This window comes from Virgibacillus ndiopensis, assembly GCF_900187325.1.
In the GTDB taxonomy this organism is placed as follows: Bacteria; Bacillota; Bacilli; order Bacillales; family Amphibacillaceae; genus Virgibacillus_E; species Virgibacillus_E ndiopensis.
This window is the reverse complement of sequence record NZ_FZMZ01000004.1, coordinates 741989-767797: the sequence shown is the minus strand read 5'-3', so window position 1 is coordinate 767797 and position 25809 is coordinate 741989. Positions and strand designations below refer to the sequence as shown.

At 37.1% G+C, this 25809-nt stretch carries 14 protein-coding genes, 14 tRNA genes and 3 rRNA genes; 26 read left to right on the top strand and 5 right to left on the bottom strand.

Features of this window, described 5'->3' with window-relative positions:
* The first annotated feature begins 140 nt into the window (after positions 1-140).
* From CS937_RS06255 to CS937_RS06175, 17 genes are all read left to right on the top strand, one after another.
* A 16S ribosomal RNA gene (locus CS937_RS06255) occupies positions 141-1704 on the top strand.
* Between the two features lie 182 nt (positions 1705-1886).
* A 23S ribosomal RNA gene (locus tag CS937_RS06250) occupies positions 1887-4806 on the top strand.
* A gap of 154 nt (positions 4807-4960) precedes the next feature.
* A 5S ribosomal RNA gene (gene rrf / locus CS937_RS06245) occupies positions 4961-5076 on the top strand.
* The 16S, 23S and 5S rRNA genes sit together here with 14 tRNA genes alongside, the layout of an rRNA operon.
* Positions 5077-5085: 9 nt before the next feature.
* Positions 5086-5160, top strand: a tRNA-Asn gene (locus CS937_RS06240).
* A 1-nt stretch (position 5161) separates the two neighbouring features.
* Positions 5162-5253, top strand: a tRNA-Ser gene (locus CS937_RS06235).
* 20 nt (positions 5254-5273) lie between these two features.
* Positions 5274-5348, top strand: a tRNA-Glu gene (locus CS937_RS06230).
* 7 nt (positions 5349-5355) lie between these two features.
* Positions 5356-5431 (top strand) — tRNA-Val (locus tag CS937_RS06225).
* A 24-nt stretch (positions 5432-5455) separates the two neighbouring features.
* A tRNA-Met gene (locus CS937_RS06220) sits at positions 5456-5532 on the top strand.
* Positions 5533-5549: 17 nt separating this feature from the next.
* A tRNA-Asp gene (locus tag CS937_RS06215) sits at positions 5550-5626 on the top strand.
* 42 nt (positions 5627-5668) lie between these two features.
* Positions 5669-5744, top strand: a tRNA-Phe gene (locus CS937_RS06210).
* A gap of 30 nt (positions 5745-5774) precedes the next feature.
* A tRNA-Tyr gene (locus CS937_RS06205) sits at positions 5775-5859 on the top strand.
* 21 nt (positions 5860-5880) lie between these two features.
* Positions 5881-5954, top strand: a tRNA-Trp gene (locus CS937_RS06200).
* Between the two features lie 11 nt (positions 5955-5965).
* Positions 5966-6041 (top strand) — tRNA-His (locus CS937_RS06195).
* Between the two features lie 21 nt (positions 6042-6062).
* A tRNA-Gln gene (locus tag CS937_RS06190) sits at positions 6063-6137 on the top strand.
* A 4-nt stretch (positions 6138-6141) separates the two neighbouring features.
* Positions 6142-6216, top strand: a tRNA-Gly gene (locus tag CS937_RS06185).
* 16 nt (positions 6217-6232) lie between these two features.
* Positions 6233-6306: transfer RNA gene (locus CS937_RS06180), tRNA-Cys, on the top strand.
* A gap of 6 nt (positions 6307-6312) precedes the next feature.
* Positions 6313-6396: transfer RNA gene (locus tag CS937_RS06175), tRNA-Leu, on the top strand.
* 147 nt (positions 6397-6543) lie between these two features.
* Here CS937_RS06175 and CS937_RS06170 read toward each other — a convergent pair.
* Both CS937_RS06170 and CS937_RS06165 read right to left on the bottom strand, forming a co-directional pair.
* Positions 6544-7668 carry a site-specific integrase gene (locus CS937_RS06170; RefSeq protein ID WP_099157570.1) on the bottom strand — a complete coding sequence of 375 codons (1125 nt, stop codon included), beginning with the start codon at positions 7666-7668 and terminating at the stop codon, positions 6544-6546.
* Between the two features lie 106 nt (positions 7669-7774).
* Positions 7775-8143 (bottom strand): DUF771 domain-containing protein, encoded by a 369-nt coding sequence (locus CS937_RS06165; RefSeq protein ID WP_099157569.1) that lies wholly within the window; start codon positions 8141-8143, stop codon positions 7775-7777.
* A 722-nt stretch (positions 8144-8865) separates the two neighbouring features.
* Here CS937_RS06165 and CS937_RS06160 point away from each other — a divergent pair.
* On the top strand, positions 8866-11592 hold the full coding sequence (locus tag CS937_RS06160; protein ID WP_245835707.1) for an ATP-dependent DNA helicase: 2727 nt from the start codon (positions 8866-8868) through the stop codon (positions 11590-11592).
* A gap of 373 nt (positions 11593-11965) precedes the next feature.
* A complete protein-coding gene (locus CS937_RS06155; RefSeq protein ID WP_099157567.1) occupies positions 11966-12193 on the top strand; it encodes a hypothetical protein in 228 nt (75 codons plus the stop codon).
* Positions 12194-12670: 477 nt separating this feature from the next.
* On the opposite strand, the gene CS937_RS19680 is transcribed toward CS937_RS06155, so the two are convergent.
* Positions 12671-13000 (bottom strand): hypothetical protein, encoded by a 330-nt coding sequence (locus CS937_RS19680; RefSeq protein WP_245835706.1) that lies wholly within the window; start codon positions 12998-13000, stop codon positions 12671-12673.
* Positions 13001-13135: 135 nt separating this feature from the next.
* A complete protein-coding gene (locus CS937_RS06150; protein ID WP_245835705.1) occupies positions 13136-14845 on the bottom strand; it encodes a Z1 domain-containing protein in 1710 nt (569 codons plus the stop codon).
* An 893-nt stretch (positions 14846-15738) separates the two neighbouring features.
* On the opposite strand from CS937_RS06150, the gene CS937_RS06145 reads away from it, so the two are divergent.
* On the top strand, positions 15739-16497 hold the full coding sequence (locus CS937_RS06145; RefSeq protein WP_176555765.1) for a hypothetical protein: 759 nt from the start codon (positions 15739-15741) through the stop codon (positions 16495-16497).
* Positions 16498-16599: 102 nt separating this feature from the next.
* Here CS937_RS06145 and CS937_RS06140 read toward each other — a convergent pair whose 3' ends face one another.
* Entirely contained in the window at positions 16600-17103 is a 504-nt protein-coding gene (locus CS937_RS06140) for a hypothetical protein (protein ID WP_099157565.1), read from the bottom strand.
* 281 nt (positions 17104-17384) lie between these two features.
* On the opposite strand from CS937_RS06140, the gene istA reads away from it, so the two are divergent.
* The 6 genes from istA (at position 17385) to CS937_RS06110 (ending at position 25766) form a co-directional block, all read left to right on the top strand.
* The gene (gene istA / locus CS937_RS06135) at positions 17385-18917 is read left to right on the top strand and encodes an IS21 family transposase (protein WP_141554321.1); all 1533 of its coding nucleotides are present in this window, start codon (positions 17385-17387) and stop codon (positions 18915-18917) included.
* Position 18918: 1 nt separating this feature from the next.
* A complete protein-coding gene (istB, locus tag CS937_RS06130) occupies positions 18919-19686 on the top strand; it encodes an IS21-like element helper ATPase IstB (RefSeq protein ID WP_099157058.1) in 768 nt (255 codons plus the stop codon).
* 68 nt (positions 19687-19754) lie between these two features.
* Positions 19755-20030 (top strand): helix-turn-helix domain-containing protein, encoded by a 276-nt coding sequence (locus tag CS937_RS06125; RefSeq protein ID WP_176555764.1) that lies wholly within the window; start codon positions 19755-19757, stop codon positions 20028-20030.
* Positions 20031-20197: 167 nt separating this feature from the next.
* Positions 20198-20845: a recombinase family protein gene (locus tag CS937_RS06120; RefSeq protein WP_099157563.1), complete on the top strand. Its 648-nt coding sequence runs from the start codon at positions 20198-20200 to the stop codon at positions 20843-20845.
* Entirely contained in the window at positions 20842-22713 is a 1872-nt protein-coding gene (locus CS937_RS06115) for a site-specific DNA-methyltransferase (protein ID WP_099157562.1), read from the top strand. Before CS937_RS06120 ends, CS937_RS06115 begins: the two co-directional genes overlap by 4 nt.
* An 11-nt stretch (positions 22714-22724) precedes the next feature.
* On the top strand, positions 22725-25766 hold the full coding sequence (locus CS937_RS06110; RefSeq protein WP_176555763.1) for a type III restriction-modification system endonuclease: 3042 nt from the start codon (positions 22725-22727) through the stop codon (positions 25764-25766).
* Positions 25767-25809: the final 43 nt, after the last annotated feature.

Here is a 25809-nt window from a genome sequence, read left to right as displayed (position 1 = left end):
AAGAAAAACATGAACTGTTTTTCGAATAAAACAGGTTAAAAGATAACAACAGATTTTATCTGTTATGTATCTTTTAAACCCTGATTTCAATTTAGCTAAGACTAACAATAAGGTTGACGTAAGTCATCTTATTTCAAACTTTTTTGGAGAGTTTGATCTTGGCTCAGGACGAACGCTGGCGGCGTGCCTAATACATGCAAGTCGAGCGCGGGAAGCAAACTCTGCCCTTCGGGGCGTAAGTTTGTGGAACGAGCGGCGGACGGGTGAGTAACACGTGGGCAACCTGCCTGTAAGACTGGGATAACCCCGGGAAACCGGGGCTAATACCGGATAACACTTTTCATCACATGGTGAGAAGTTGAAAGGCGGCACTAGCTGTCACTTACAGATGGGCCCGCGGCGCATTAGCTAGTTGGTGGGGTAATGGCCTACCAAGGCAACGATGCGTAGCCGACCTGAGAGGGTGATCGGCCACACTGGGACTGAGACACGGCCCAGACTCCTACGGGAGGCAGCAGTAGGGAATCTTCCGCAATGGACGAAAGTCTGACGGAGCAACGCCGCGTGAGTGATGAAGGTTTTCGGATCGTAAAACTCTGTTGTTAGGGAAGAACAAGTACCGTTCAAATAGGGCGGTACCTTGACGGTACCTAACCAGAAAGCCCCGGCTAACTACGTGCCAGCAGCCGCGGTAATACGTAGGGGGCAAGCGTTGTCCGGAATTATTGGGCGTAAAGCGCGCGCAGGCGGTCTTTTAAGTCTGATGTGAAAGCCCACGGCTTAACCGTGGAGGGTCATTGGAAACTGGAGGACTTGAGTACAGAAGAGGAGAGTGGAATTCCACGTGTAGCGGTGAAATGCGTAGAGATGTGGAGGAACACCAGTGGCGAAGGCGACTCTCTGGTCTGTAACTGACGCTGAGGCGCGAAAGCGTGGGGAGCGAACAGGATTAGATACCCTGGTAGTCCACGCCGTAAACGATGAGTGCTAGGTGTTAGGGGGTTTCCGCCCCTTAGTGCTGAAGTTAACGCATTAAGCACTCCGCCTGGGGAGTACGGCCGCAAGGCTGAAACTCAAAAGAATTGACGGGGGCCCGCACAAGCGGTGGAGCATGTGGTTTAATTCGAAGCAACGCGAAGAACCTTACCAGGTCTTGACATCCTCTGAACACGGTAGAGATATCGTTTTCCCTTCGGGGACAGAGTGACAGGTGGTGCATGGTTGTCGTCAGCTCGTGTCGTGAGATGTTGGGTTAAGTCCCGCAACGAGCGCAACCCTTGATCTTAGTTGCCAGCATTAAGTTGGGCACTCTAAGGTGACTGCCGGTGACAAACCGGAGGAAGGTGGGGATGACGTCAAATCATCATGCCCCTTATGACCTGGGCTACACACGTGCTACAATGGATGGAACAAAGGGCAGCGAAGCCGCGAGGTGAAGCAAATCCCATAAAACCATTCTCAGTTCGGATTGTAGGCTGCAACTCGCCTACATGAAGCCGGAATCGCTAGTAATCGCGGATCAGCATGCCGCGGTGAATACGTTCCCGGGCCTTGTACACACCGCCCGTCACACCACGAGAGTTGGCAACACCCGAAGTCGGTGAGGTAACCTTTTGGAGCCAGCCGCCGAAGGTGGGGCCAATGATTGGGGTGAAGTCGTAACAAGGTAGCCGTATCGGAAGGTGCGGCTGGATCACCTCCTTTCTAAGGAATATAACGGAACGCTGAAGGGTTTCACTTACGTGAACGCTTCGGTAAGGACATACATGGTTGTTTGGTTCAGTTTTGAGGGAGTAAATTCTCTCTATTTGTACCTTGAAAACTAAATAAGAGTAAGACATTCAACGACATCAAAGTAAAATGTAAGTTCTTAATTCTTAATAAATAGTTAAGTGAATAAGGGCGCACGGTGAATGCCTTGGCACTAGGAGCCGATGAAGGACGGGACTAACACCGATATGCCTCGGGGAGTCGTAAGTAGACTTCGATCCGAGGATTTCCGAATGGGGGAACCCACTGTTCGTAATGGAGCAGTATCCATATCTGAATACATAGGATATGGAAGGCAGACCCGGGGAACTGAAACATCTCAGTACCCGGAGGAAGAGAAAGCAAATGCGATTTCCCAAGTAGCGGCGAGCGAAACGGAATTAGCCCAAACCAGAAAGCTTGCTTTCTGGGGTTGTAGGACACTCCATTGGAGTTACAAAGGAATTCTTTAGATGAATCGATCTGGAACGATCAGCCGAAGCGGGTAAGAGCCCTGTAATCGAAAAGGAGTTCTCTCCGGAGTGTATCCTGAGTACGGCGGAACACGAGAAATTCCGTCGGAATCTGGGAGGACCATCTCCCAAGGCTAAATACTCCCTAGTGACCGATAGTGAACCAGTACCGTGAGGGAAAGGTGAAAAGCACCCCGGGAGGGGAGTGAAAGAGAACCTGAAACCGTGCGCTTACAAGTAGTCGAAGCCCGTTAATGGGTGACGGCGTACCTTTTGTAGAATGGACCGGCGAGTTACGATCGTATGCAAGGTTAAGTAGAAGATACGGAGCCGCAGCGAAAGCGAGTCTGAATAGGGCGAATGAGTATGCGGTCGTAGACCCGAAACCGTGTGATCTACCCATGTCCAGGGTGAAGGTCAGGTAACACTGACTGGAGGCCCGAACCCACGTATGTTGAAAAATGCGGGGATGAGGTGTGGGTAGGGGTGAAATGCCAATCGAACACGGAGATAGCTGGTTCTCTCCGAAATAGCTTTAGGGCTAGCCTCAAGAATAGAGTACTGGAGGTAGAGCACTGATTGGACTAGGGGCCCTCACCGGGTTACCGAATTCAGTCAAACTCCGAATGCCAGCTACTTAGACTTGGGAGTCAGACTATGGGTGATAAGGTTCATAGTCGAAAGGGAAACAGCCCAGACCGCCAGCTAAGGTCCCAAAGTATACGTTAAGTGGAAAAGGATGTGGAGTTGCCCAGACAACCAGGATGTTGGCTTAGAAGCAGCCACCATTTAAAGAGTGCGTAATAGCTCACTGGTCGAGTGACTCTGCGCCGAAAATATACCGGGGCTAAACGTATCACCGAAGCTGCGGATTGTTCTTACGAACAATGGTAGGAGAGCGTTCTAAGTGCAGCGAAGTCAGACCGTGAGGACTGGTGGAGCGCTTAGAAGTGAGAATGCCGGTATGAGTAGCGAAAAAAGAGTGAGAATCTCTTTCACCGAATGCCTAAGGTTTCCTGAGGAAGGCTCGTCCTCTCAGGGTTAGTCGGGACCTAAGCCGAGGCCGAAAGGCGTAGGCGATGGACAACAGGTAGATATTCCTGTACCACCTCATGAGCGTTTGAACGATGGGGGGACGCAGTAGGATAAGGAAAGCGCACTGATGGATAGGTGCGCCCAAGCAGTAAGGGAGTTGGATTGGCAAATCCGTCCAACAATTCTGAGCTGTTACGGGGAGGGAACTAGAGTACCGAAGTTCCTGATTCCACACTGCCAAGAAAAGCCTCTAGTGAGTTCATAGGTGCCCGTACCGCAAACCGACACAGGTAGGCGAGGAGAGAATCCTAAGGTGAGCGGGAGAACTCTCGTTAAGGAACTCGGCAAAATGACCCCGTAACTTCGGGAGAAGGGGTGCTTCTTTTATGGAGAAGCCGCAGTGAATAGGCCCAAGCGACTGTTTAGCAAAAACACAGGTCTCTGCGAAGCCGAAAGGCGAAGTATAGGGGCTGACACCTGCCCGGTGCTGGAAGGTTAAGGGGAAGCGTTAGCACTTCGTGCGAAGCGTAGAACCGAAGCCCCAGTAAACGGCGGCCGTAACTATAACGGTCCTAAGGTAGCGAAATTCCTTGTCGGGTAAGTTCCGACCCGCACGAAAGGTGCAACGACTTGGGCACTGTCTCAACGAGAGACCCGGTGAAATTATACTATGCGTGAAGATGCGCATTACCCGCGACAGGACGGAAAGACCCCGTGGAGCTTTACTGTAGCCTGATATTGAATGTTGGTACAGCTTGTACAGGATAGGTGGGAGCCATTGAACCCGGAGCGCTAGCTTCGGTGGAGGCATCCGTGGGATACCACCCTGGCTGTATTGACCTTCTAACCCAGGACCGTAATCCGGTTCGGAGACAGTGTCAGGCGGGCAGTTTGACTGGGGCGGTCGCCTCCCAAAAGGTAACGGAGGCGCCCAAAGGTTCCCTCAGAATGGTTGGAAATCATTCGCAGAGTGTAAAGGCACAAGGGAGCTTGACTGCGAGACCTACAAGTCGAGCAGGGACGAAAGTCGGGCTTAGTGATCCGGTGGTTCCGTATGGAAGGGCCATCGCTCAACGGATAAAAGCTACCCCGGGGATAACAGGCTTATCTCCCCCAAGAGTTCACATCGACGGGGAGGTTTGGCACCTCGATGTCGGCTCATCGCATCCTGGGGCTGTAGTCGGTCCCAAGGGTTGGGCTGTTCGCCCATTAAAGCGGTACGCGAGCTGGGTTCAGAACGTCGTGAGACAGTTCGGTCCCTATCCGTCGTGGGCGCCTGGAAGTCTGAGAGGAGCTGTCCTTAGTACGAGAGGACCGGGATGGACACACCGCTGGTGTACCAGTTGTTCCGCCAGGAGCATAGCTGGGTAGCTACGTGTGGTAAGGATAAGTGCTGAAAGCATCTAAGCATGAAGCCCCCCTCAAGATGAGACTTCCCATCACTTCGAGTGAGTAAGATCCCTCAGAGACGATGAGGTTGATAGGTCCGAGGTGGAAGCGTGGTGACACGTGGAGCTGACGGATACTAATAGATCGAGGACTTAACTATATATTTTTGATTCGTTGATGGTTAAACTCTTATTTAGTTTTTAGGGTATAAATCCTATACATATTTAAAATTTTACTTGATTTTTTCTGAGAATCAATTATAATATTGGTTGTCACTAAATTTCTTGTGATCACTTGGATTAACAATAAAATTGTCTGGTAGTAATAGCGAAGAGGTCACACCTGTTCCCATGCCGAACACAGCAGTTAAGCTCTTCAGCGCCGATGGTAGTTGGGGCATTGCCCCTGCAAGAGTAGGACGCCGCCAGGCATATTCCATTCCACAGTAGCTCAGTGGTAGAGCTATCGGCTGTTAACCGATCGGTCGTAGGTTCGAATCCTACCTGTGGAGCCATGGAGAGCTGTCCGAGTGGCCGAAGGAGCACGATTGGAAATCGTGTAGGCCGTTACCACGGCCTCGAGGGTTCGAATCCCTCGCTCTCCGCCACTTATAAAATAAATATGATTGGCCCGTTGGTCAAGCGGTTAAGACACCGCCCTTTCACGGCGGTAACACGGGTTCGAATCCCGTACGGGTCACCACTTACTTGGAGGATTAGCTCAGCTGGGAGAGCACCTGCCTTACAAGCAGGGGGTCGCAGGTTCGAGCCCTGCATCCTCCACCATTTAAAACATAATATTTTTCACATCGCGGGGTGGAGCAGTCTGGTAGCTCGTTGGGCTCATAACCCAAAGGTCGTAGGTTCAAATCCTGCCCCCGCAACCAAATTATATTAATATTTTGGTCCGGTAGTTCAGTTGGTTAGAATGCCTGCCTGTCACGCAGGAGGTCGCGGGTTCGAGTCCCGTCCGGACCGCCACTCTTTTTAATAAGTGGATTTCAAACATCATTAATTCATAATGGCTCTGTAGCTCAGTCGGTAGAGCAAAGGACTGAAAATCCTTGTGTCGGCGGTTCGATTCCGTCCGGAGCCACCATTTTTGAATTTTTTTTATTTTCACATTAGTGGAGGGGTAGCGAAGTGGCTAAACGCGGCGGACTGTAAATCCGCTCCCTCTGGGTTCGGCAGTTCGAATCTGCCCCCCTCCACCATTTATATTTTTTAAAACAAGTAGGGGTATAGTTTAATGGTAAAACGAAGGTCTCCAAAACCTTTGATGTGGGTTCGATTCCTACTACCCCTGCCATTTTTATTATGGCGGTCGTGGCGAAGTGGTTAACGCACCGGATTGTGGCTCCGGCATTCGTGGGTTCGATCCCCACCGGTCGCCCCATTTTATATAAATAATTATTTTTGGGCTATAGCCAAGCGGTAAGGCAGCGGGTTTTGATCCCGTCATTCCCAGGTTCGAATCCTGGTAGCCCAGCCATTTTGCGGAAGTAGTTCAGTGGTAGAACATCACCTTGCCAAGGTGGGGGTCGCGGGTTCGAATCCCGTCTTCCGCTCCATATTATTCTTCAAAATGGCGGTATAGCCAAGTGGTAAGGCAGAGGTCTGCAAAACCTTTATCACCGGTTCAAATCCGGTTACCGCCTCCAACACATGCCGGTGTGGCGGAATTGGCAGACGCGCGGGACTCAAAATCCCGTTCCCCTTGGGGAGTGTCGGTTCGACCCCGACCACCGGTATCTGTAAGTTAATATTAGTTACGATTAATAGTAATTGAAAGCTCGTAAACCTTTATATAAAAGGCTTTATGAGCTTTTTCTTATGTTTGAGTATTCGATTGAAAACGATTAGTTTTTAAAACATTTTACGCACATTTTACGCATAATTTATACAGCCATATTCTCAAATGTTCGTACTGTAATTTGCTCGTCTTTCACACGTAATTCTTTTAGAACATGCGTGTATTCTTTTAATGTTGTTTCTATATCACTATGACCCAATCTTTCAGAAACATAGTGAATGGAAGTTTTTTTATAAAGAAGTACACTTGCATGTGTGTGTCGTAATCCATGAACTGTTATCGGTTCGATATTTAATTCTAATAGTATTTTTTTTTGCAACTTATTGGCATTGGTATTGCTGATGACTTTGTATTTTGATCCCGCACTGTAGAACACTAATTCATGAATATTCGTTGGAGTGGTGTTGAACAATTCTTTAAAATGATTCATGGTGAGCTTGCCCATCTTAATAGTTCTAATAGATTGATTATTTTTTGTCGGTCCAAAACCTGTAGGTGAATTTTTCTTATATCCCCAGGTTTTGCTAATGGTGATTGTGTTTTTATCGAAGTTGAAGTCTTTTCTTGTAAGTCCAACTGCTTCAGCAAAGCGTAGTCCAGATGTCAGAATTAAAAGTATCAGCGAGTAGCCCAGCCCTTCAACCGCTTTTCTCTGAATGCTCTGTAAAAGTTGTCTGCTTTCTTCATAGTTTAAATGTTTTTCTACTGACTTTTTCGCTGGTACAGTCCAAGTTGGTGTTGTTTTTCTTGTGAAATCAAATTGGATTAGTTGTTCTTCAATAGCATCTTTAACACAAGATTTTATGTGTCCATGTACTTTTGCGACTGTTTCTTTTGCTTTATTAGAACCGAACCAATTCAAGAACTTTTGATAATCATGTCTCTTAATATTTTGAATTGGGGTGTCTGAAAAATACTCTATTATCGCACTTAATGAGTATTCGTAATGTTTCATAGTAGTTGGGCTAACTATGGGAGCTTTATAGAGCTCAATCCAGTCTTTAAAGTAGCTATCGAAAGGCTGTTTTTTAATTACAGGGTGCATGCCTTTTGCTAATTGGGCTTCCATTTCAGCTGCTGCAACCTTTGCCTCTGTTTTTGTGCGAAATCCTCCCTTTCTTATATGCTTTGATTCTCCATTTACAGTATTGCTAACTGTAAATTCATAACTTGTTCCTTTTTTGCCTACACGTTTTCTTATATATGCCATAATTTGTTTCTCCTCATCTAGTTTTAGTCAGATAGGGGTGATCTGGAGTCTTAATGTAGTCATCCTTATCTTAAATGTAATTGTTAGTTTTGTATAGCTTATGAGTTTAAGCTATTTTATCTATTTTGGTGAATATTTGTTGGAAGTTATCATCCAAAAATTCTGCCATTTTCGAGGCGTGGAATGACCATGTTTGCCCTTTTGTTTGCGGATAAAAAACGAAGCCACCTTGTTCTACATCGAGAATTTTTCTGAATTTAGAGGGATAGAGGATGTTTTCTTTAATCCATTCATGTTTACGATTAATCCGAATTTCCAAATCTTTCATTGTCCAATAAACGCCTTTTAATTGATGTTTTTTAAGTTCTTCTAATTCTATTTTGGAAATAATTACTGAATCTGAAGGGATGGGGATTGAGAGGTTCACGGAGAGGTGTTGCTGCAGAAATTTATCTTCTAGTTGAAAAGAATTCATGGAATGTATTCTCCCCTTTCAATAGAAATAGAGAAGAACTTGTCTTGCATTTAGTGGATTGATTATTGTTGTTGTTTGCCATTCTACTTCCTCCTGCTGTTATTTTAAATAATGAGGGTAATTAAGTTAATTGTATTGAGGGGGGATAAAGTGATGTGTTACTTAATTATTTTGATTATGTCACTCCCTTTCATCAGTGAATTAGTTTATGACTCTATCATAATTAGAGTCACTTCATAAATCAAAATTCTTAGGTTCGAGCACTAAAATATTTTATGATATTAAATATATAAACTTAAAAATTGTTCGTAAAGTAGATTCTTTAACACCAATCTATTCATCTTTATTAATAATTTTACTAAGGTCTCTTCAAAAAGAACCTATGATTTTCCTGATTTATGGTTAATATTAATAGGAAATGAATATCTATTTCTTACGACTTAGTCATTTTAACATTTGAAATAATGTGAAGACGCATTCATACGAAAGATAACATATGTTTCTGCCCTATTAGAGTTTGCTGAATAATAATTATAGGGTACATATTTTACTGAAAAATGGTATATTTGTCTTATATTATTAAACAGATTACGTCATATTTACCACAGACACTATAAAAGTATAAGAGAAAATGACATCATTGGTAGATATGTATTTTCTTGAACATACGACACACTAAAATAAAGTAATGGGTAGGATATTTAATAAATCTGTAATTGGAGGTGGATAGTTTGAATAGAATTGACATAGAGATTTTGAACATCGATAAAGTAATTTGTAGAAATATTGATAGGTTTGATTCTTCTGATAGGGGATTATTGTCACAAAATATTCTGTCTCAACTTAGGAATTTCGTGGAACATATTTCATTAAAAGCATATGCTAATGGACAAGATATTGAGAATAGTTACGCTAATATCGAAAAAGCAAATATTTATGTTAAATCCAGAGGTAATTTAAGATTTCTAAGTAAGTTTCACAGGCTTTTGCAAATTACTGCTTCTCATTATACACTTGACGAGGAAAATTCTGAAAGACTAATGTTGAAATACTTTGAGTATCTACTCAAAATGAAAAACTTTCTCAAGAGTACATATAATCTTGATATACTTGAAAACATAGATGAATTCCCAATCATTACTGATTCCAATCTTAATGAATATTATGAAAAGATCATTGCAAAAATAAATCAACCATCTTTAGCTGGAACTAGAAACACATATAATGATCGTTATTACATTCAAAAAATAAAGCCATTTTTTGTAGATTACGAAGTTTATTACGAAGTAACATTTACAATTGCCAATGACAAAGCAAGCAAGTTTGATAGAATTATTGCATTTACAAAATTGGATCTTTCACATAACTATGCTGTTAAACTATCTGTGAAAAATGAAATTATTAATATTTTGGATAAGAATATGCCCATTCTAATTATTGATAGTTGGGAAGTATCAATCCGTCCATGTGAACTTAATAATTTCGCTGATATATTTGGCAATCACCCAAAAATACAAAGTGGAAGTGTTGAGTATCGTGAGTTAATGAGATACTTAACCGAAAGCGGGATGAATTTAGTTGAATTGATTGATCTTGCCGATGATTATTATAATAGTATCAAGGCCCATATAAATCAAAGAGCAAATACGTTATATTTTTTTGATATTATAGATAAGTGTCGTGAGTTTACCAAAAGCAATAGTTCAGGTAATCGAGTAATCAGGTACTTACTTTACAGATTAAATAATAAAATAATAAAGCAGCAACACATGTATAGAAGGTGTGAAAGATTATCGCAACTGCATTTGGATTATGGATGTATCCCTTTTGATAATATGCCATTTAATACTTCCTTAAAGAATCATAATCCTAAACTTTCAGATCTATTGGATTGTATAGATGTAACTAATCGAGAGCATGAGATCTTTGCAAGGCTTATTAAAAATAATATAGAATTAAAAGGACAGTTATACACTTCGAAAAAAGATATTGAGGGTTTTGGAGATATTGATGGTCTTATGCAGACATATAACAATATGCTGTATTATAAGCATGGGCATCGAAGATTAGAGATTTATAAAAACAATATTTATATAGAAGGTTATGAAGTAAGCACTCTTAGTATTATTCAAAAACTCAAGGAATTAGCTTCAGCCGGCATTGATAACTATTTAAACTCTGTTGAGTATTGGTTGCAATATACTGCTTATAATGTTGATTGCGATGAAAAGGAGCATGCCCTAAAGCAAATGTTTGAGAATTCCAAAGTGGCGTTAATATACGGTGCTGCCGGGACTGGAAAATCCACGATGATAAATCATATCTCAAATTTTTTCAATGATAAAAAGAAGCTCTATTTAGCAAACACTAATCCAGCAGTGGATAATTTGAAAAGAAGAGTTAATGCAGATAATTGTACCTATAAAACTATAGCGAAATTCAATGCTAATAAAAATTGCGAAACAGAATTCGATGTGTTGATTATTGATGAATGTAGTACAGTCAGTAATATAGATATGCTAAGAGTCATAAATAAAGCATCTTTCAAACTATTAGTCTTAGTTGGGGACGTATATCAAATTGATTCGATAGTCTTTGGAAATTGGTTTAACGTTGTAGCGTCGTTTGTTCCTGAAACATCGATATATGAGTTAACAAACCCATATCGAACCAATAACCCTAACCTCCTAACTTTGTGGGATAAAGTTAGGAGTATGAATGAAGATATACTAGAACATATTACAAAAAACAATTATTCAATTAGCTTGGATGAATCTATATTTGAACATTTTGAGGAAGATGAAATTATACTATGTCTAAATTATGATGGGCTCTATGGAATAAACAATATTAATAGATTTTTACAGAGTAGCAATCAAAATATTCCAGTGCGTTGGGGTGTTCAAACTTATAAGATAAATGATCCTGTTTTGTTTAATGAATCAGAAAGATTTGCACCTATAATTTATAATAATTTAAAAGGAAAAATAGTTGGTATAGAGGCGTTTAATGATAGAATACAATTCGATATTGAACTTGATAAGGTGATGAATCAGTTGGATGTAGAGGGATATGATCTTGAATTGATAGGTCATTCTGATCAAGGTAATTCCGTAATTCGCTTTTTTGTCAATAAGTATAGAAGCACAGATGAAGATGACGATTATTCCTCCTCTGAAGCCGTAGTTCCATTCCAGGTTGCTTATGCTGTTTCAATTCATAAAGCACAGGGTCTTGAATATAATTCAGTTAAAATTGTTATTACAGATGAGAGTGAAGAAATGATTACTCACAATATATTTTATACAGCAATAACCCGTGCTAAAGGAAAGTTAAAAATATACTGGACACCAGAAACGGAGAATAAAATTTTAAATAACCTGGAAAGAAAAAATAGTAACAAGGATGTTGCTCTTTTAAGATCAAAGATTACACAGCCAGTCTCCTAAGTTATTAGGGATAAAGGATTGAAGCTACCATACTTGGTGGCTTTTTGTTTAAACTAATGTGTAACTATTTAGAAGTAATATAAAATAACATTGATGTGTTTGGTTTAAACTTTTGCAGGAAAATGCTACAGGAAATATGGCGGTATATATTCTGCCCATAGTAATTTGACAATGGGTTTTTGGAGGTAATATACAATAAAGAAAGGGCTGTGGCTTTTTGCTTGGTAAATTGACCTACAATCACCACTTTTCCATGCGAAATTCTAGTACTACTGGATATTAAAGTGATTATATATGGGAATACAAAATGGTAATATGGTTTCCGAATGAAGTTTCATATTCTAATTAAATCGAAAAATAATGGGGGATATCCGTGACAAAAAATAAAAATAAACCAACTAATGGGTTTAGGACAGAAAAAATTAATAACCCCAATAGAAAATTTGCTTGGATGGACAAATGGATAAAGATGACTGGAGATATGGCTAGAATTGATGCGAAAGCAAATGGAACATATATCATATATGAAAAAAATGGGGAATTAGTAAAAGAGTATCCAAATGGAGATATATTCCCTCTTCATGAAAATAAAGAATCGTAAATCTAATCCAACTTTTGTTCTGTTCGCAGCATACTACCAAAATTGTTGAGAGAAAAGAGAAAATCGTTCTCAAACTAAAAATGTTAAAAGTAAGAATGTCAAAGTTAAAATTTTGTTTAATTTGAACCGGTATAAATGATTTTTTTTCTAAATGTCCATTTTTGCCATTATAAGCATGTACTCATTCACAAGTTATAAGACTTCGAAACATGTGAATGATATACAAGCCTCTTCATATATGACTATACAGATTACCAAGGACATGATTGCTAATCTAGGTTATCATACCGTCACTCCATGATAAGTTGTAATATACAATGGAATCAATAATGGTCAGTACATGTTTCAAATCTATCACCTTGGGGCTTTTACAAGATTGACGAAATAGTGAACAAGTTGAAAAGTCCAATTAATTGTTTACCTGAAACAATTAGCAGTCTCGGAACGGAATCTTAATAAACCTAAAATCGGTGTTTTTCAATCTTGAGTTTCACTTGTATATATTACAGTTGGAGTCTTACTCGGTGTTACAAGAACTGGCCACCAAAATTCTGCACCATTCCAACCCTTCTTTAAACCTTGTTGTCGAGTGAGAATGAGTGCAGGATTTTCAATAGCAATTCTCTTCGCAACATTTAATTCATTATTTTTGCCAGAAGCTGTATCAGGTGCATCCTCATATTTACCAGTACTCTTTCTAAACCTAGCTATATTTCTGCCAGTACGGATTATTATCCATAGCTTTCCAGTATTATCATTAGGAATATTGTAAGCTAGATATTCCATACATGTGATAAATGTTTCCACGTTCCACTGCTCTCCTAGTTTTTTATCTTTGCTAAATGTTTTATGAATGTTTTCTACTATATTTTTTGCATCCTTAATATCTATGAGTACAGGTTCATTTCCATTAGTAACTCTATCTACAATATTATCGATCTCTTATACTATTTTAGATATTGTTGAATGACTTTTAGTTTGGAATCCGATGGGTAATAACCGTTTAAAAGGTTTAAGAATAGTAACTCTTGGGATGATAATTTTATTTGGTGAACAGGGTACTATTTTGTTAGAAACATCTTTTTGTATGAATATAACACCGCTGTTACTTTTACCGTTCTTTATGGAATCACGTAAAGCATTGTCGAACTCATATATTTTGTTCATCACTTCATATATATCGTTAGTAGTATAGAAACGTGTTATAGCTAAGTCTTTATTAGGACGATAACCATACATTCGTGAATGTTGTAGTACCGTATCTTGTTGAAATTTCTTGGGATTACGACCATAGTAGAAACCTATTAAGTTTTTAATAGTAATACCACGGTCTAAAATTTGACCCCCAATAAAAATATTTAGTGGGACACGAAGTCTTAATTGACCAGTATTATCTAAAAGCTCATTAATATCTTTCTCCGAGTTCACGGTAGAAATCATAATGTGATCTTTAAGAATTGATTGTGTTACCTCATTTCTAACTTCTTCGAATTTGGGTATATACGAATCTGTCTTGGAAAGTGAACTTATTAAATTTGCATATGATTTATCTAAAAGTGTTGTAAGTCTCGATTGGTTTTCCTTCGCAATATTAGTGAATTGTTTTTTTATTTCCAAGATAAGATCCTTTTGCCATTCATGTGCTAGCTTTTTTTGTTCTGTATGAATAATAAAGCTATATTTTTCTAATCGTGATTTTGCTTTTTTTGCTTGTAAACGACGAATTACTCCTCCTACTATAAAATTCATAATTGCATTTCTTAAAGTATCAACTCTATGATCTTCTAAAACATTCTCTATCTTAAATTGAGTTCTATCATGGCTTTTAAGTAATTCCAGTTCTTCTAATGGAATTTGTTCATACAGGTAATATGCGAGCGAATTTTTGTCCTGACTTTGATTAAAGTAATAGTCTCCTCCGATATAACCATCTGACAGAGGAACTATTTCAGTAAATGACGGTTTTAAAGGTTCAAACACAAAATCATTTATTTTAATATTATTAGGCTGCAAGTATAATGCGTAGGGCGTTGCAGTAACTTGCAAAAAATCACTTTTTTTAAGTTTTTGTCGAATATCATCTATTTTCTTTGCAATTACTCGCAGATCAACGACCTCTTTTTTTGACTTATCAAACCCTATAGAGGCAAAATCAGCTTCGTCATCTACAATTAAAACTTTTTTCGATGCTAGCGATGGATATTTTTGAAATATTGCATTTTCTAATCTGATAAGATTATTCTTTTCCTTCTTTACTACAAAAATTATCTTTTGATCTAATTCAAAGTTAGTTAAATTATCTGGTAAAGACATAATATCGAATATTTGTAGAGAATCTTCATCATAAAAATCACTAAATTCATTTATTAGTCGGGAATATGTTTGTTTTGCCAATGCTTTTGTACCTTTTGTTAATACGATTGCTATATCATAATTATTATCAAATGCTAGAGCAATAGATCCTATGAATGTTCTTGTTTTTCCACTCTGAATTTCACCTAAGAGCATTCCAGGGTGATTGGTACTTGTATTACCCCTTATTAAATTTTCAACTGTACTTTCAATGCAATTTCTGGTTTCCAAAGAATAATTATTCTTTATGTTCAAGTGATTGTAAAACTCCTTATTTATATTTAATTTATTAATTGTCATATTATTAAGCTCCTTTAGGTTGTTTATTATTTAATCGGATGCAGATTTTATAATAAAGTATTTATTTGAAAAAAAATATATGAGAAAGGAGGAAACTCAGGATGTAATTGGTATTTTTTGACAATAGTCAATGGGATATAAATCAACAAAAATAAAGTGAAGATAAGGATTTTATAAAAATGGGTTCAGATGTTAATCACGAGTATTCTATTGGCAAATCGTCACTTTCTATTCTTAAAGATTTGTTGATTTTACAAATTTATAGTTAGAAATGGAGGGGAAGAAGAAAACGTGCATGTTAAAACAATTGGATAGCTAATGAACCAAACCGTAGAGCAAAAGAGCTTTTACGGTTTTTTTCTATAATTTCAAATTTGTATATTGGTAGGATATAACAGAGTGCAGGAACATTATAATTATGAACACATTGTAAAGATATTGACCCACTTTTTTCATGCTGTGATGAATATTTTCATTACAACTATAGTAGCATGCAATACTTCTTCCACATTGACAAGGTTCAATGTGTTGGTAAGTCATATAAATTAGTTTGGGATGGGAAAAGTTAACCCCTTTAAACGCTTGATACTAAAGGGATTACTTATTCCTATTAACAAAAAGGAGATGGTTTCATGATTCACACATTCGAATTGTTGCTAATTATAAGCGATGAAGATTGTCAACATACATTTTCAAAGTACGGTGTAAAAATAAACAAATACCGTCACATCCGTGCAGCTGTTAAAGAGCTTAATAGAAAAATAAAGGAGATTTTCCCCCATTATGCTATAGTACGAACTTGGGAGCGAGTTGATGGTGATTGGAACTTACAATTTAAAGTTGATGTTGTAAAGTTGTTAAATAGAGGAACAATAACAGAGGAGGACTATGATTTGGTAGAGTTAGATATTCGTAAATTTCTAACCCGACATTTTGGACATTCTGATTACTTTGATTTTCATACCCTCACAAGAATTGATTATAGACTGGACGTATATGTACCGGATAAAAGAGATCAGGAACTGTTATTCCACTTACTGAATAAATACACAATGAGGTTTGCATACAAAGAGAAAATTAAATGGGGTAAGGGTGAAAATGGAAATCCCCTAAAGTATGAAACATCCCAATATCACAAATGTAAGAGTACAGAATTGATAGTCTATAGTAAAGAGGACGAACGAACAGCAAAAGGGGAACAAATTCAACTGTACGATGATAGTATAATTAGATATGAGTTGAGATTAAAAAACAGCCATTTAAACAGTATGAAAAGGCAAGATAAAGGAGGAAAAGGGATGCCCAAGAAGTTGAAAACCTACTTTTCATACCTGCTTTGGAAAGAATATATGCAAAAACACGTAATTCCCATTGTCCATACCGGAGACTATTACAAGATTACCGAAGCAGAAAAAATAATTAAAAATAGTTCATTCTCAAAAAGAAAAAAGGAAAGCCTTCGAGAATTCCTTGTTATGATCTCGAAGGGAAGTATAGATACCCCAAAAAAACACATGTCTCTCCCCACTTATCGAAAATATCTTCATGACCTTGCTATTTTAGGGATAAATCCAATCCTCATACCCAAGAATCTCTCTACCAAAAATCACATCGCATTTCCAAGTATTTTGAAAAATCCGTTTAAAATCTAAGATTTATATGATGAATAGCATTTATAGGTGTCTAAAAAGTGTTGTTCCTAACACTATAGACACCTATTGGTTGTTATTCCAATAAAAAACAGGAGCTTTATACTACTCCTGTCCACTTTCTGGCTTATATCTGTTCATTGCATCAATTAATGCTTGAGCAATAACATCCTGTGTGTTTAGGTGAGGGAAATGATCTTCACAAAATGAGCTAAATTCCTCGTAAATGTCATTGTTCATCCTGATGCTTTTATTGACAAACTTAGTGTTCTTACTGTAGATGCGTTTATCAAGTAGCAAATTTCCTGATTCCTTAAAATATTGCACAACCTTTCTTAAAGTAATCATATTTTCTCTAATGAAGGTTGTTTCATCATCAACTTTTCTATTTGATGTTACTACTCTTTCTTCCTCGGAACGAACAAATGGATAGTATTGCTTGTCTGCTTGATGATACAGGTAGTCCCCTTCTCGCATGAGTTTGCTCAAGGTACTTGAAGGTATCCCAATTAATCTACTTATTTCCTTTAAATCATACTTTCGTAATAGTTTGTTGACTTCTTGCACTCTCTTTTCTGGTGCCAATGTAAAGATTGTATCTTTATCCATAAACACAACCCCTTTCTAAATGTAAAGTTAATATATGATAGACAATAGAAAGATAAATATTCAATACTATTACGTAGTTACTAATTATACCTTTCAGACTTTCGTCTATTATAAATAGAGACTTGATAAAATAGGGATCGGGAATATCGATATTTAGGAGGAAGCATGTATATGGTAACTTAAAAGTGAGCCACATTATTAATTGAAAATAGAGCCACTCTAATAGAAAATAATCCTAATATTCTATGAAAATATTAGGGGGAATTTTAGGAGTGATCACCTTGAACAAGAAACAGGAAATATTAAAAAGATATTTAGGTGGCGAGAGCCAACGAAGTATTGCGAAAGAATTAAAGGCTTCTAGAAATACGGTGAGAAAATATATCAAAGCATTTGAGGAGAGTAAGCAACAAGACCTACGGAAATTGCCCATACCTGAAAATATTATAAGTGCACCTAGCTATAAACCAAGGATTAGCCCAAAGAGAGTATTAACTAAAGAAATCCAGAAATTATTACAACAATATATTGCGGAGAATCAATGGAAACAACAACATTACATGGCAAAGCAACAAATGAAAATCATTGATATGCATGATGCTTTATTAGATAAAGGGTACAACATTAGCTATACCACAGTAAGGAACTATGTGAATAAAGAAATAATGAAGAAGAAGGAAGTGTTTATTCGTAAGTATTGTGAACCAGGTGCAGAGATTGAATTTGATTGGGGGGAAGTGAAATTAGAAATACAAGGGAGAATAAAAAGTTTTTCCTTAGCTGTTTTCACCTTGCCTTATAGTAATTATCGGTTCGCCAGGTTATATGAGTCAGAAACACAAATATGTGTTTTGGATGTTCATACCAAATTAGTAGACCACTTGGGCTTTATTCCAGAGGTTTTTACATATGATAATATGCGAACAGTCGTCAAATCATTTGTAGGTAATGAAAAGACCATCACCGAACCAATAAAACAACTAGCGGACTATTATCAATTTCGTATCCGGCTATGTGAAATAAGAAAAGGAAATGAAAAAGGACATGTAGAAAGGAGTGTAGAGTTCGTTCGACGAAAAGCTTTTTCCTCCGTATATAAGTTTCAACATATCAAAGAAGCCAATCAGTACTTAATAACCGTTTTAGAAAGCCTTAATCAACGATTGCATCATGAACATAAGTTAAAACATGTGGACTTAATGAAGAAGGAAAAAGAAGTAATCGGAGCAACACCCATTCAACCATTTGATATGGCAGAACTAATAGAATGCCGCGTAGATAAATATAGTACCGTGGTCCTCAAACAGAATCATTATTCTGTCCCAGAGGGACATGTAGGAAAATATATACGAGCTAAAGTAGGAGCAGAGCATATTCGGTTATTTATTGATGGAGAATACGTAGCAACACATTCCCGGAATTGGGGTCTTCACCAATGGGAAATGGATATCTATCACTATTTACGAACATTTGAAAAGAAAAAAGGTGCCATGATCCAAAGTCAATGTTTGAAACAGGCACCAACTCATATAAAAAATATCTATCACCTATATTATATCGGAAAAGAGAAAGAATTCATAGCATTACTCCATTATATAAAGGAAAATAATAACCTTCAGGACGTATTAAAGGCTATCCATCAATTGAAAAAAGTGCGATCCGATTATGTTTCACTAGATCGAATCCAATTCATCTGTGAACTTACGGAGGAGGAACCTATGGTGGATGCGCAAGATGATATAACGAAGCAAGCTGAATCTAATTTACATGCCTATCAAAAACTATTTTATATGACAGAAAAAGGAGTAATGTAATATGGATCCACAAACGCAACTTATTCAACTATGTAAAGAATTAAGATTACCAACGATTCGCAAAATGGTTCAGGACCAAAGTGCATTCAAGCAACCGAAACAAGCTTATGATGTATTACTACAAGTCTTAACACAGGAAAAAGAAGATCGCATGGTTCGTGCAAAACAAAACCGAATTCGAGCTGCGAATTTTCCACAGAAGAAGTTATTAGAAGAATTAATAGAAGAAGCATTACCAGAACAGGCAAGACAGAAGTTACCACAATTAAAGACATTATCCTTTATTCAGGAGGGTCAAAATGTGATTTTAACAGGCCCTCCCGGAACGGGAAAATCCCATCTAGCTATTGGATTAGGGATGGAAGCATGTTTAGCCGGATATCGTGTGTTTTTCGCAACAGTTCCCTCTTTTATTAATCAATTAAAGGAGCATCGCTCAGAACGCACGTTACGGTCATTCGAGTTAAAGTTTGAAAAGTATGATCTTGTCATTTTAGATGAACTTGGCTACATTTCTTTTGATAAAGAAGGAGCTGAATTATTATTTTCACATTTATCGCTACGTGCTGACAGAAAATCCACGATTATTACTAGTAATTTATCCTTTTTAAAGTGGCAAGAGATTTTTCATGATCCCGTACTAACCGCAGCCTTAACGGATCGGTTAACACATAAATCCCATGTTTTAAACATGAGTGGTACATCTTATCGAATGAAAGAAACAGAAGAATGGATAAGAAATAATAATGATCAAGTGGCTCTAAATTAAATTGCGATATGGTTCACTTTTCACTTGCGAAATACAGAAGCAGAATGAATAGGGATGTAGGCATGAAAATGGAGCAACAACTAATTGGAAGAATAGAAATAATTGTTGATGATTTTGGTAGAGGAATTAAAGCCTATCGAGAGGCAAAGGGGATGACCCTTGATGATCTTGCTATACAGATTGGGTGTAGTGCTTCCTTTATTTTTAGAGTTGAAAAAGGAAAAAGAGTTGTACCGGTAAATAGACGAATTATGGTATTAAAAAAGGGGCTAGGATGGAAGCAAAGTCAGATTGAACTATATTTGACTGAAAAAATTAAGAAGTATGAACAAAATAATGGATAAATGGAACGGGCTATTGCAGAATTTAATCTGCGATAGCCTTTTTTTCTTTTTTATTATATTATATTTTGTTCAATTAGAGTACACTCTGTCCAAACAAGTAGAAGTGTAGTAGAATAGGAAAGTAAAAGTGTTCAAACAGACTTGTTCATTACATAGAGGTGAGAAATTTGATTTTTGGGTACGCAAGAATCAGCTCAAAAAGCCAAAATTTGTCAAGGCAGTTACAAGAGTTAAAAGAATATGGTTGTGATCGAATTTACAAAGAGATGCAATCTGGTAAGAATTTTGAACGACCAGTATATAGAGAGATGCGTTCAAAAATGCGGTTTGGAGATGTGTTAGTTGTACACGATTTAAGTAGGTTCGGTAGAAATAAACAGGAAATAAAGGATGAATGGAAAGTACTTGTTGAAGAGGAAATTGATATAGTTGTATTAAATATGCCAATTTTGGATACACGAAAATATAAAGAACTAGAAGGCGTCGGACAGTTAGTTTCTGACCTTGTCCTTACTCTGCTATCATGGATGGTAGAAGAGGAAAGATCTCGTATCAGGACTGCTCAGAGAGAAGGAATCGAAATTGCAAAAAAACAAGGTAAGTTTAGGGGAGGACAAAAAAGGTATCACAAATGGGCAATTGGTAAGGATAAAGTTATTTATGATGAGGTGGTAAGATGCTTAGATGATAATGTAAGTGTGATGGATATTCATCGTAAAACGGGTTTATCAAGAAATACAATCTATTCTATTAAAAAGGAAATTGACAAAGAGATACAAACTAAATCAACCACCAAAGCGGAGGTACAATTATGATTAAAGAAACACTTGATAGTAATGGAAAGCAAAAGCTAAATAATAATAAAATTGAAATTTTAAAGAAGAACTTCCCTAATTGCTTCTTAGGGGGAACTTTTGATATTGAGAAGTTTAAGAAGGAGATTAACCAAGATATAGATTTCTCTTCTGAAAGTTATGAAATGAACTTTCTTGGAAAAAATTATGCTAAATATATTGCTGATTCTGTGGATACAGAGACTGTTTTGGTGCCCGATGTAGAACATAATTCTAAGACTGAAAATAACAAGTCAGAAAATATATATCTTACCGGCGATAACTTGGATGTTCTAAAACATTTAAGAAATTCGTATTCCGATAAAGTTAAAATGATCTACATTGATCCCCCCTATAACACTGGTGGTGGTGATTTTGCATATAATGATAATTTTAAATTTACGAAAGAGGACCTTCAAAGTGTATTAGACATTGAAGAACAAGAGGCTGAACGAATTTTAAACATGACGTCTTCAAACTCATCCTCGCATAGTGCGTGGCTTACCTTTATGTATCCACGATTGTATTTAAGCAGAGAGCTATTAAAAGATGAAGGTGTTATTTTTATTTCTGTTGATGATAATGAAAAGTCTCAGCTTCAACTTCTGTGTGATGACATTTTTGGGGAAGTTAATAGATTGGGAACTATTATTTGGAAGAAGAAGACAAATGGTAATAATATGGGGTATATTCCACCAGTACATGACTACATATTGGCTTATGGAAAAAGTGTATCAGAAGAATCAATTTTAGGATTTCCTTTGTCGAAGGATGAAATTGAGGCTAAATATAAAAACCCTGATCAAGATCCACGTGGCCCTTGGGATACTATGGATCTCTCAGCAAACCATGTAGGCCCTTATTTTCCTATTAAAAATCCCAATACATCAAAAATTTATTATCCGCCTGAAGGAAGATACTGGGTTTTTAATGAAAGTGAAGTTAAAAAGAGAATTGATGATGGAAGAATTATATTTGGAAAGAGTGGGAACGCTAGCCCAGTACAAAAGGTGTTTCTAAAGAATAGACCCAACCAGCGTAAAAGGGCTGAATCTTGGTGGGATAAACATGGAATGAATGAAGAGGGCACTGAAGAGTTGGAAGAACTTATTGGCACCAAGATTTTTGACCATCCTAAGCCTACTAAGTTGATAAAAAACTTGTGTAGCATTGTAACTAAAAAAGATGATATTATTTTAGATTTTTTTTCAGGATCAGCAACCACAGCCGACGCAGTTATGCAATTGAATGCAAACGGTGAAGAAAATTATAATTGTAAGTATATCTTAGTTCAGTTAGATGAAAAAGTGAAAAAAAATTCAAATGCTGAAAAGGCTGGTTTTAAAACGATAGATGAAATAGGAAGACAACGAATAATTAGTGCAGCAGAAAAGATAAAAGGAAATACAAAAGCAGATATTGATTATGGATTTAGGCACTTCTTTGCTAAAGAACTCAATGAAAATATTATTGAGCAAATTAAAGAATTTGATCCCAACCTATTAGCATCCGAATTAGAGGTCGAATTCGATAAAGAAACTATCCTGACGACTTGGATAAATCAAGACGGCCATGGTCTAACCGCCTCAGTCGAGGAAATCAATCTAGGTGGGTATATTGGTTACTTTGTGGACGATAATCTCTATTTGTTAGACAAAGGATTAACACAACTGCATATTGATTCCCTTTTATCCAAAATAGTCGAAGATAAAAACTTCAATCCAACCAGTATCGTCATTTATGGTTATAACTTTACAGATTTCAACATATTGACACAACTAGAAACCAATTTAAAACAGTTGAAAAATGAAGAGAAGAATATCGAAGTATCTTTAATTAAGCGATATTGAGGTGAATAAAATTGGATTTGATCCTAAAAAGAAATTTAGCACATCAAACTATTCCGATTGAGAGGCTTTGTTCAATTTTCTCAAACGTCGGTATACAAAAACCAATGAAAAATATTGAAAATCCTATTATAGATATAAAAAGTCCTTATTTATATCAAAATATAAAGAGACTGCAAGAAGAAATATCATCTAATATTCAGGGAGTCAATCAATTTGAAGAAGATTATTTGAATGTTGATATAAAAATGGAAACAGGTACAGGTAAAACTTATGTCTATACAAAGGCTATTTATGAATTAAATAAGTTGTATGGCTTTAAAAAGTTCATTGTGGCGGTCCCTTCATTGGCTATCAAGGCTGGAACTACAAACTTTATGAAAATACAAAGCAATATCAATCACTTCAAAAACGTGTGTGGTTACAATACTGAAATAAAGCTAAGAACTGTTGAGAGCATTAAAAGAAAAAAAGGTTCAAAGAAATATGTACCCAATAGCATTCGTGATTTCGTAACATCGTCAAATCTTCAAAGGAATACGATAGAAGTGCTATTAGTTAATATGCAGCATTTGAAGGAAAGTAAAAATGGAGTTTTGGTACGTGATGACTATGATTCCCATATAGAAGGCTATTATAGGCCAATTGATGCGATTTCTGCCACTAGACCCATTCTATTAATAGATGAACCACACCGCTTCGACCGTGAAAATGCTACGTTCAAATTTATTGAAGAACAAGTAAAGCCTCAAATGATTATACGCTTCGGTGCCACTTTTCCAAGCAAATTCATTGGAAGGGGTAGAAATAGAGTTGAAGTAAAGGATTACCAAAACTTAATATACGACTTAAATATTCATAAGGCATTCGAGCAAAACCTTATTAAAGGTGTGGCAAAAGAACATGTTGAAAGTCCTGATAATGAAGAAGAAGTATTTAAAATCATAACAATGAAAAAGGGCGAATTTGTTCGGTTTCAAAAAACAGCTCTAAATGAACAAAACCAAGCAGTAAAAACAACAAAAGATTTGAAACCACATGATTCATTGAGTCTTTTATCCCCAAAACTTTCGGGTATTACGATAGATGGTATCTTGGCAACTAAGCTCAATTTGAGTAATGGGGAAGAAAAGTTCACAGGAGATGTATTTTTTGCGGATGTGTTTGCAACTTCTTATGTTAGAGAATCCATACGTTTAGCTTTAAAAAGGCATTTTGAAACGGAACGAGAAAACTTTAAGAGAAAGTTCAAAATCAAAACTCTAGCTTTATTCTTTATTGATGACATTCATTCCTACCGAGATAATGACATAAAGGAACCATATCTAAAGAATATATTTGAAGAAGAATTAAAGAAGAAATTAGAGGAAGAAATTAATAAATGTGATATGTTCGAATTAGGATATCGGGAGTATCTCGAAAGATCACTTGAGAATATTAAAGAAACCCATGCAGGATATTTCTCACAAGACAACGTATCGACTGAAGAGGAAATTGAAAAAGAAGTGAACACAATTCTTTTTGATAAGGAAAGGCTTCTGAGCTTAGTAGATAAGAACGGTAAAGCAAATACAACACGATTTATTTTCTCGAAATGGACGTTAAAAGAAGGATGGGACAACCCTAATATCTTTACAATTGCAAAGTTGCGTTCTAGTGGAAGTGATAACAGTAAACTGCAAGAAATAGGGCGTGGGTTACGTTTGCCAGTAGATGAAACTGGAAATAGAATCGAAAATGAGACCTTTACGCTTAATTATATCGTAGACTTTACTGAAAGAGACTTTGTGAAGAACCTAGAAGAAGAAATTTATGGTGAAACATCTTTTGAGCAAAAGGTTCTTACATCCGAGCAAATTGAAAAAATCGCTACGAACAAAGGATTAAGTAAGGAAGAAGTTCTAATAGACCTTATGGGTAAAGGCTTTATCTCGTTTGATAGAGAGATAAAAAATGAGAAGCTACAAGAATTCATCAATGAATACCCCGAAATATTTAATAAACTCGATAAAAATAGAGTCCGTGACCGAAATGTTGATAAAAATAAAAAGGTAGCTATTCGTAAAGAAAACTACTTTAAATTAAAGGATCTATGGGAACGTATAAATGAAAAATACTATTTACACTTTGATACAATTGCCGATGATGTACTTATTGATGCTGTCTCCGACGTAATTACAGAGGACTTGATAACTACAACAGTTAGAAGAACCAAAAGAGAAACATCAGAAATGGTGCAAGGAGAACTAATTTTTAATGTGAACCTAGATTCTATTGATAGCTCAGATGTTGGTACTTTAAACTATGGAACATTTTTAAAAGATGTAGCTGAGAACACAAATATTTCTATTCCTTTAATTCATGCAGGGATTGTAAGGGCATCTAAATTGAAAAAAATAGAAAATGCCTTCTTTACAAATGATACGGTAAGAAGTTTCTCCATTTATTTTAAACAGCGAATTTATGATGAATTGCTAAAAATTTATTCCTATAAGAAATTACCTAACACAACAGTACATCCTACTGAATTAACTGAAGAAGATGGTAATCCAAGAGATTTCGTAAAGACTTCCGCTTATTTAGGTGTGAATGAAAGAAAAGGGACACCATTGGAAAATTACTTATATGACACCATTTTATTTGATTCTGAAATTGAGGAAAATAACATAAACGAGAATATTAGTAGTGTTGAGGTATATGGGAAAATACCCAAACGAACTATGCAGATACCTTTCATTGATGGGAGTACTTATAGTCCAGACTTCATGTATGTTGTTAAGGACCGTGAAGGAAAACCTACAATTAACCTGGTGGTTGAGAGCAAGGGAGTAAAGAAAAAGCAAGATCTAAGAGGTACAGAGGATCATAAGATAGAAGCTGCTATTAAACTCTTTGACACGGTTAAAGAGGCAGGAATCAACGGATATGACGATCAAATAGGATTGGAAAACGTTGGTGATATGTTGCGTGAAAAGGGAATTAGCGTTACCTATACTAGGCAAACAAATAATGAACAGATACTAGGTATTATAAATGACCTCATTAAAAAAAGCTGATTCTGTTTAAACGGTATAAGAAAGGAGGCTGCACATGGAAATT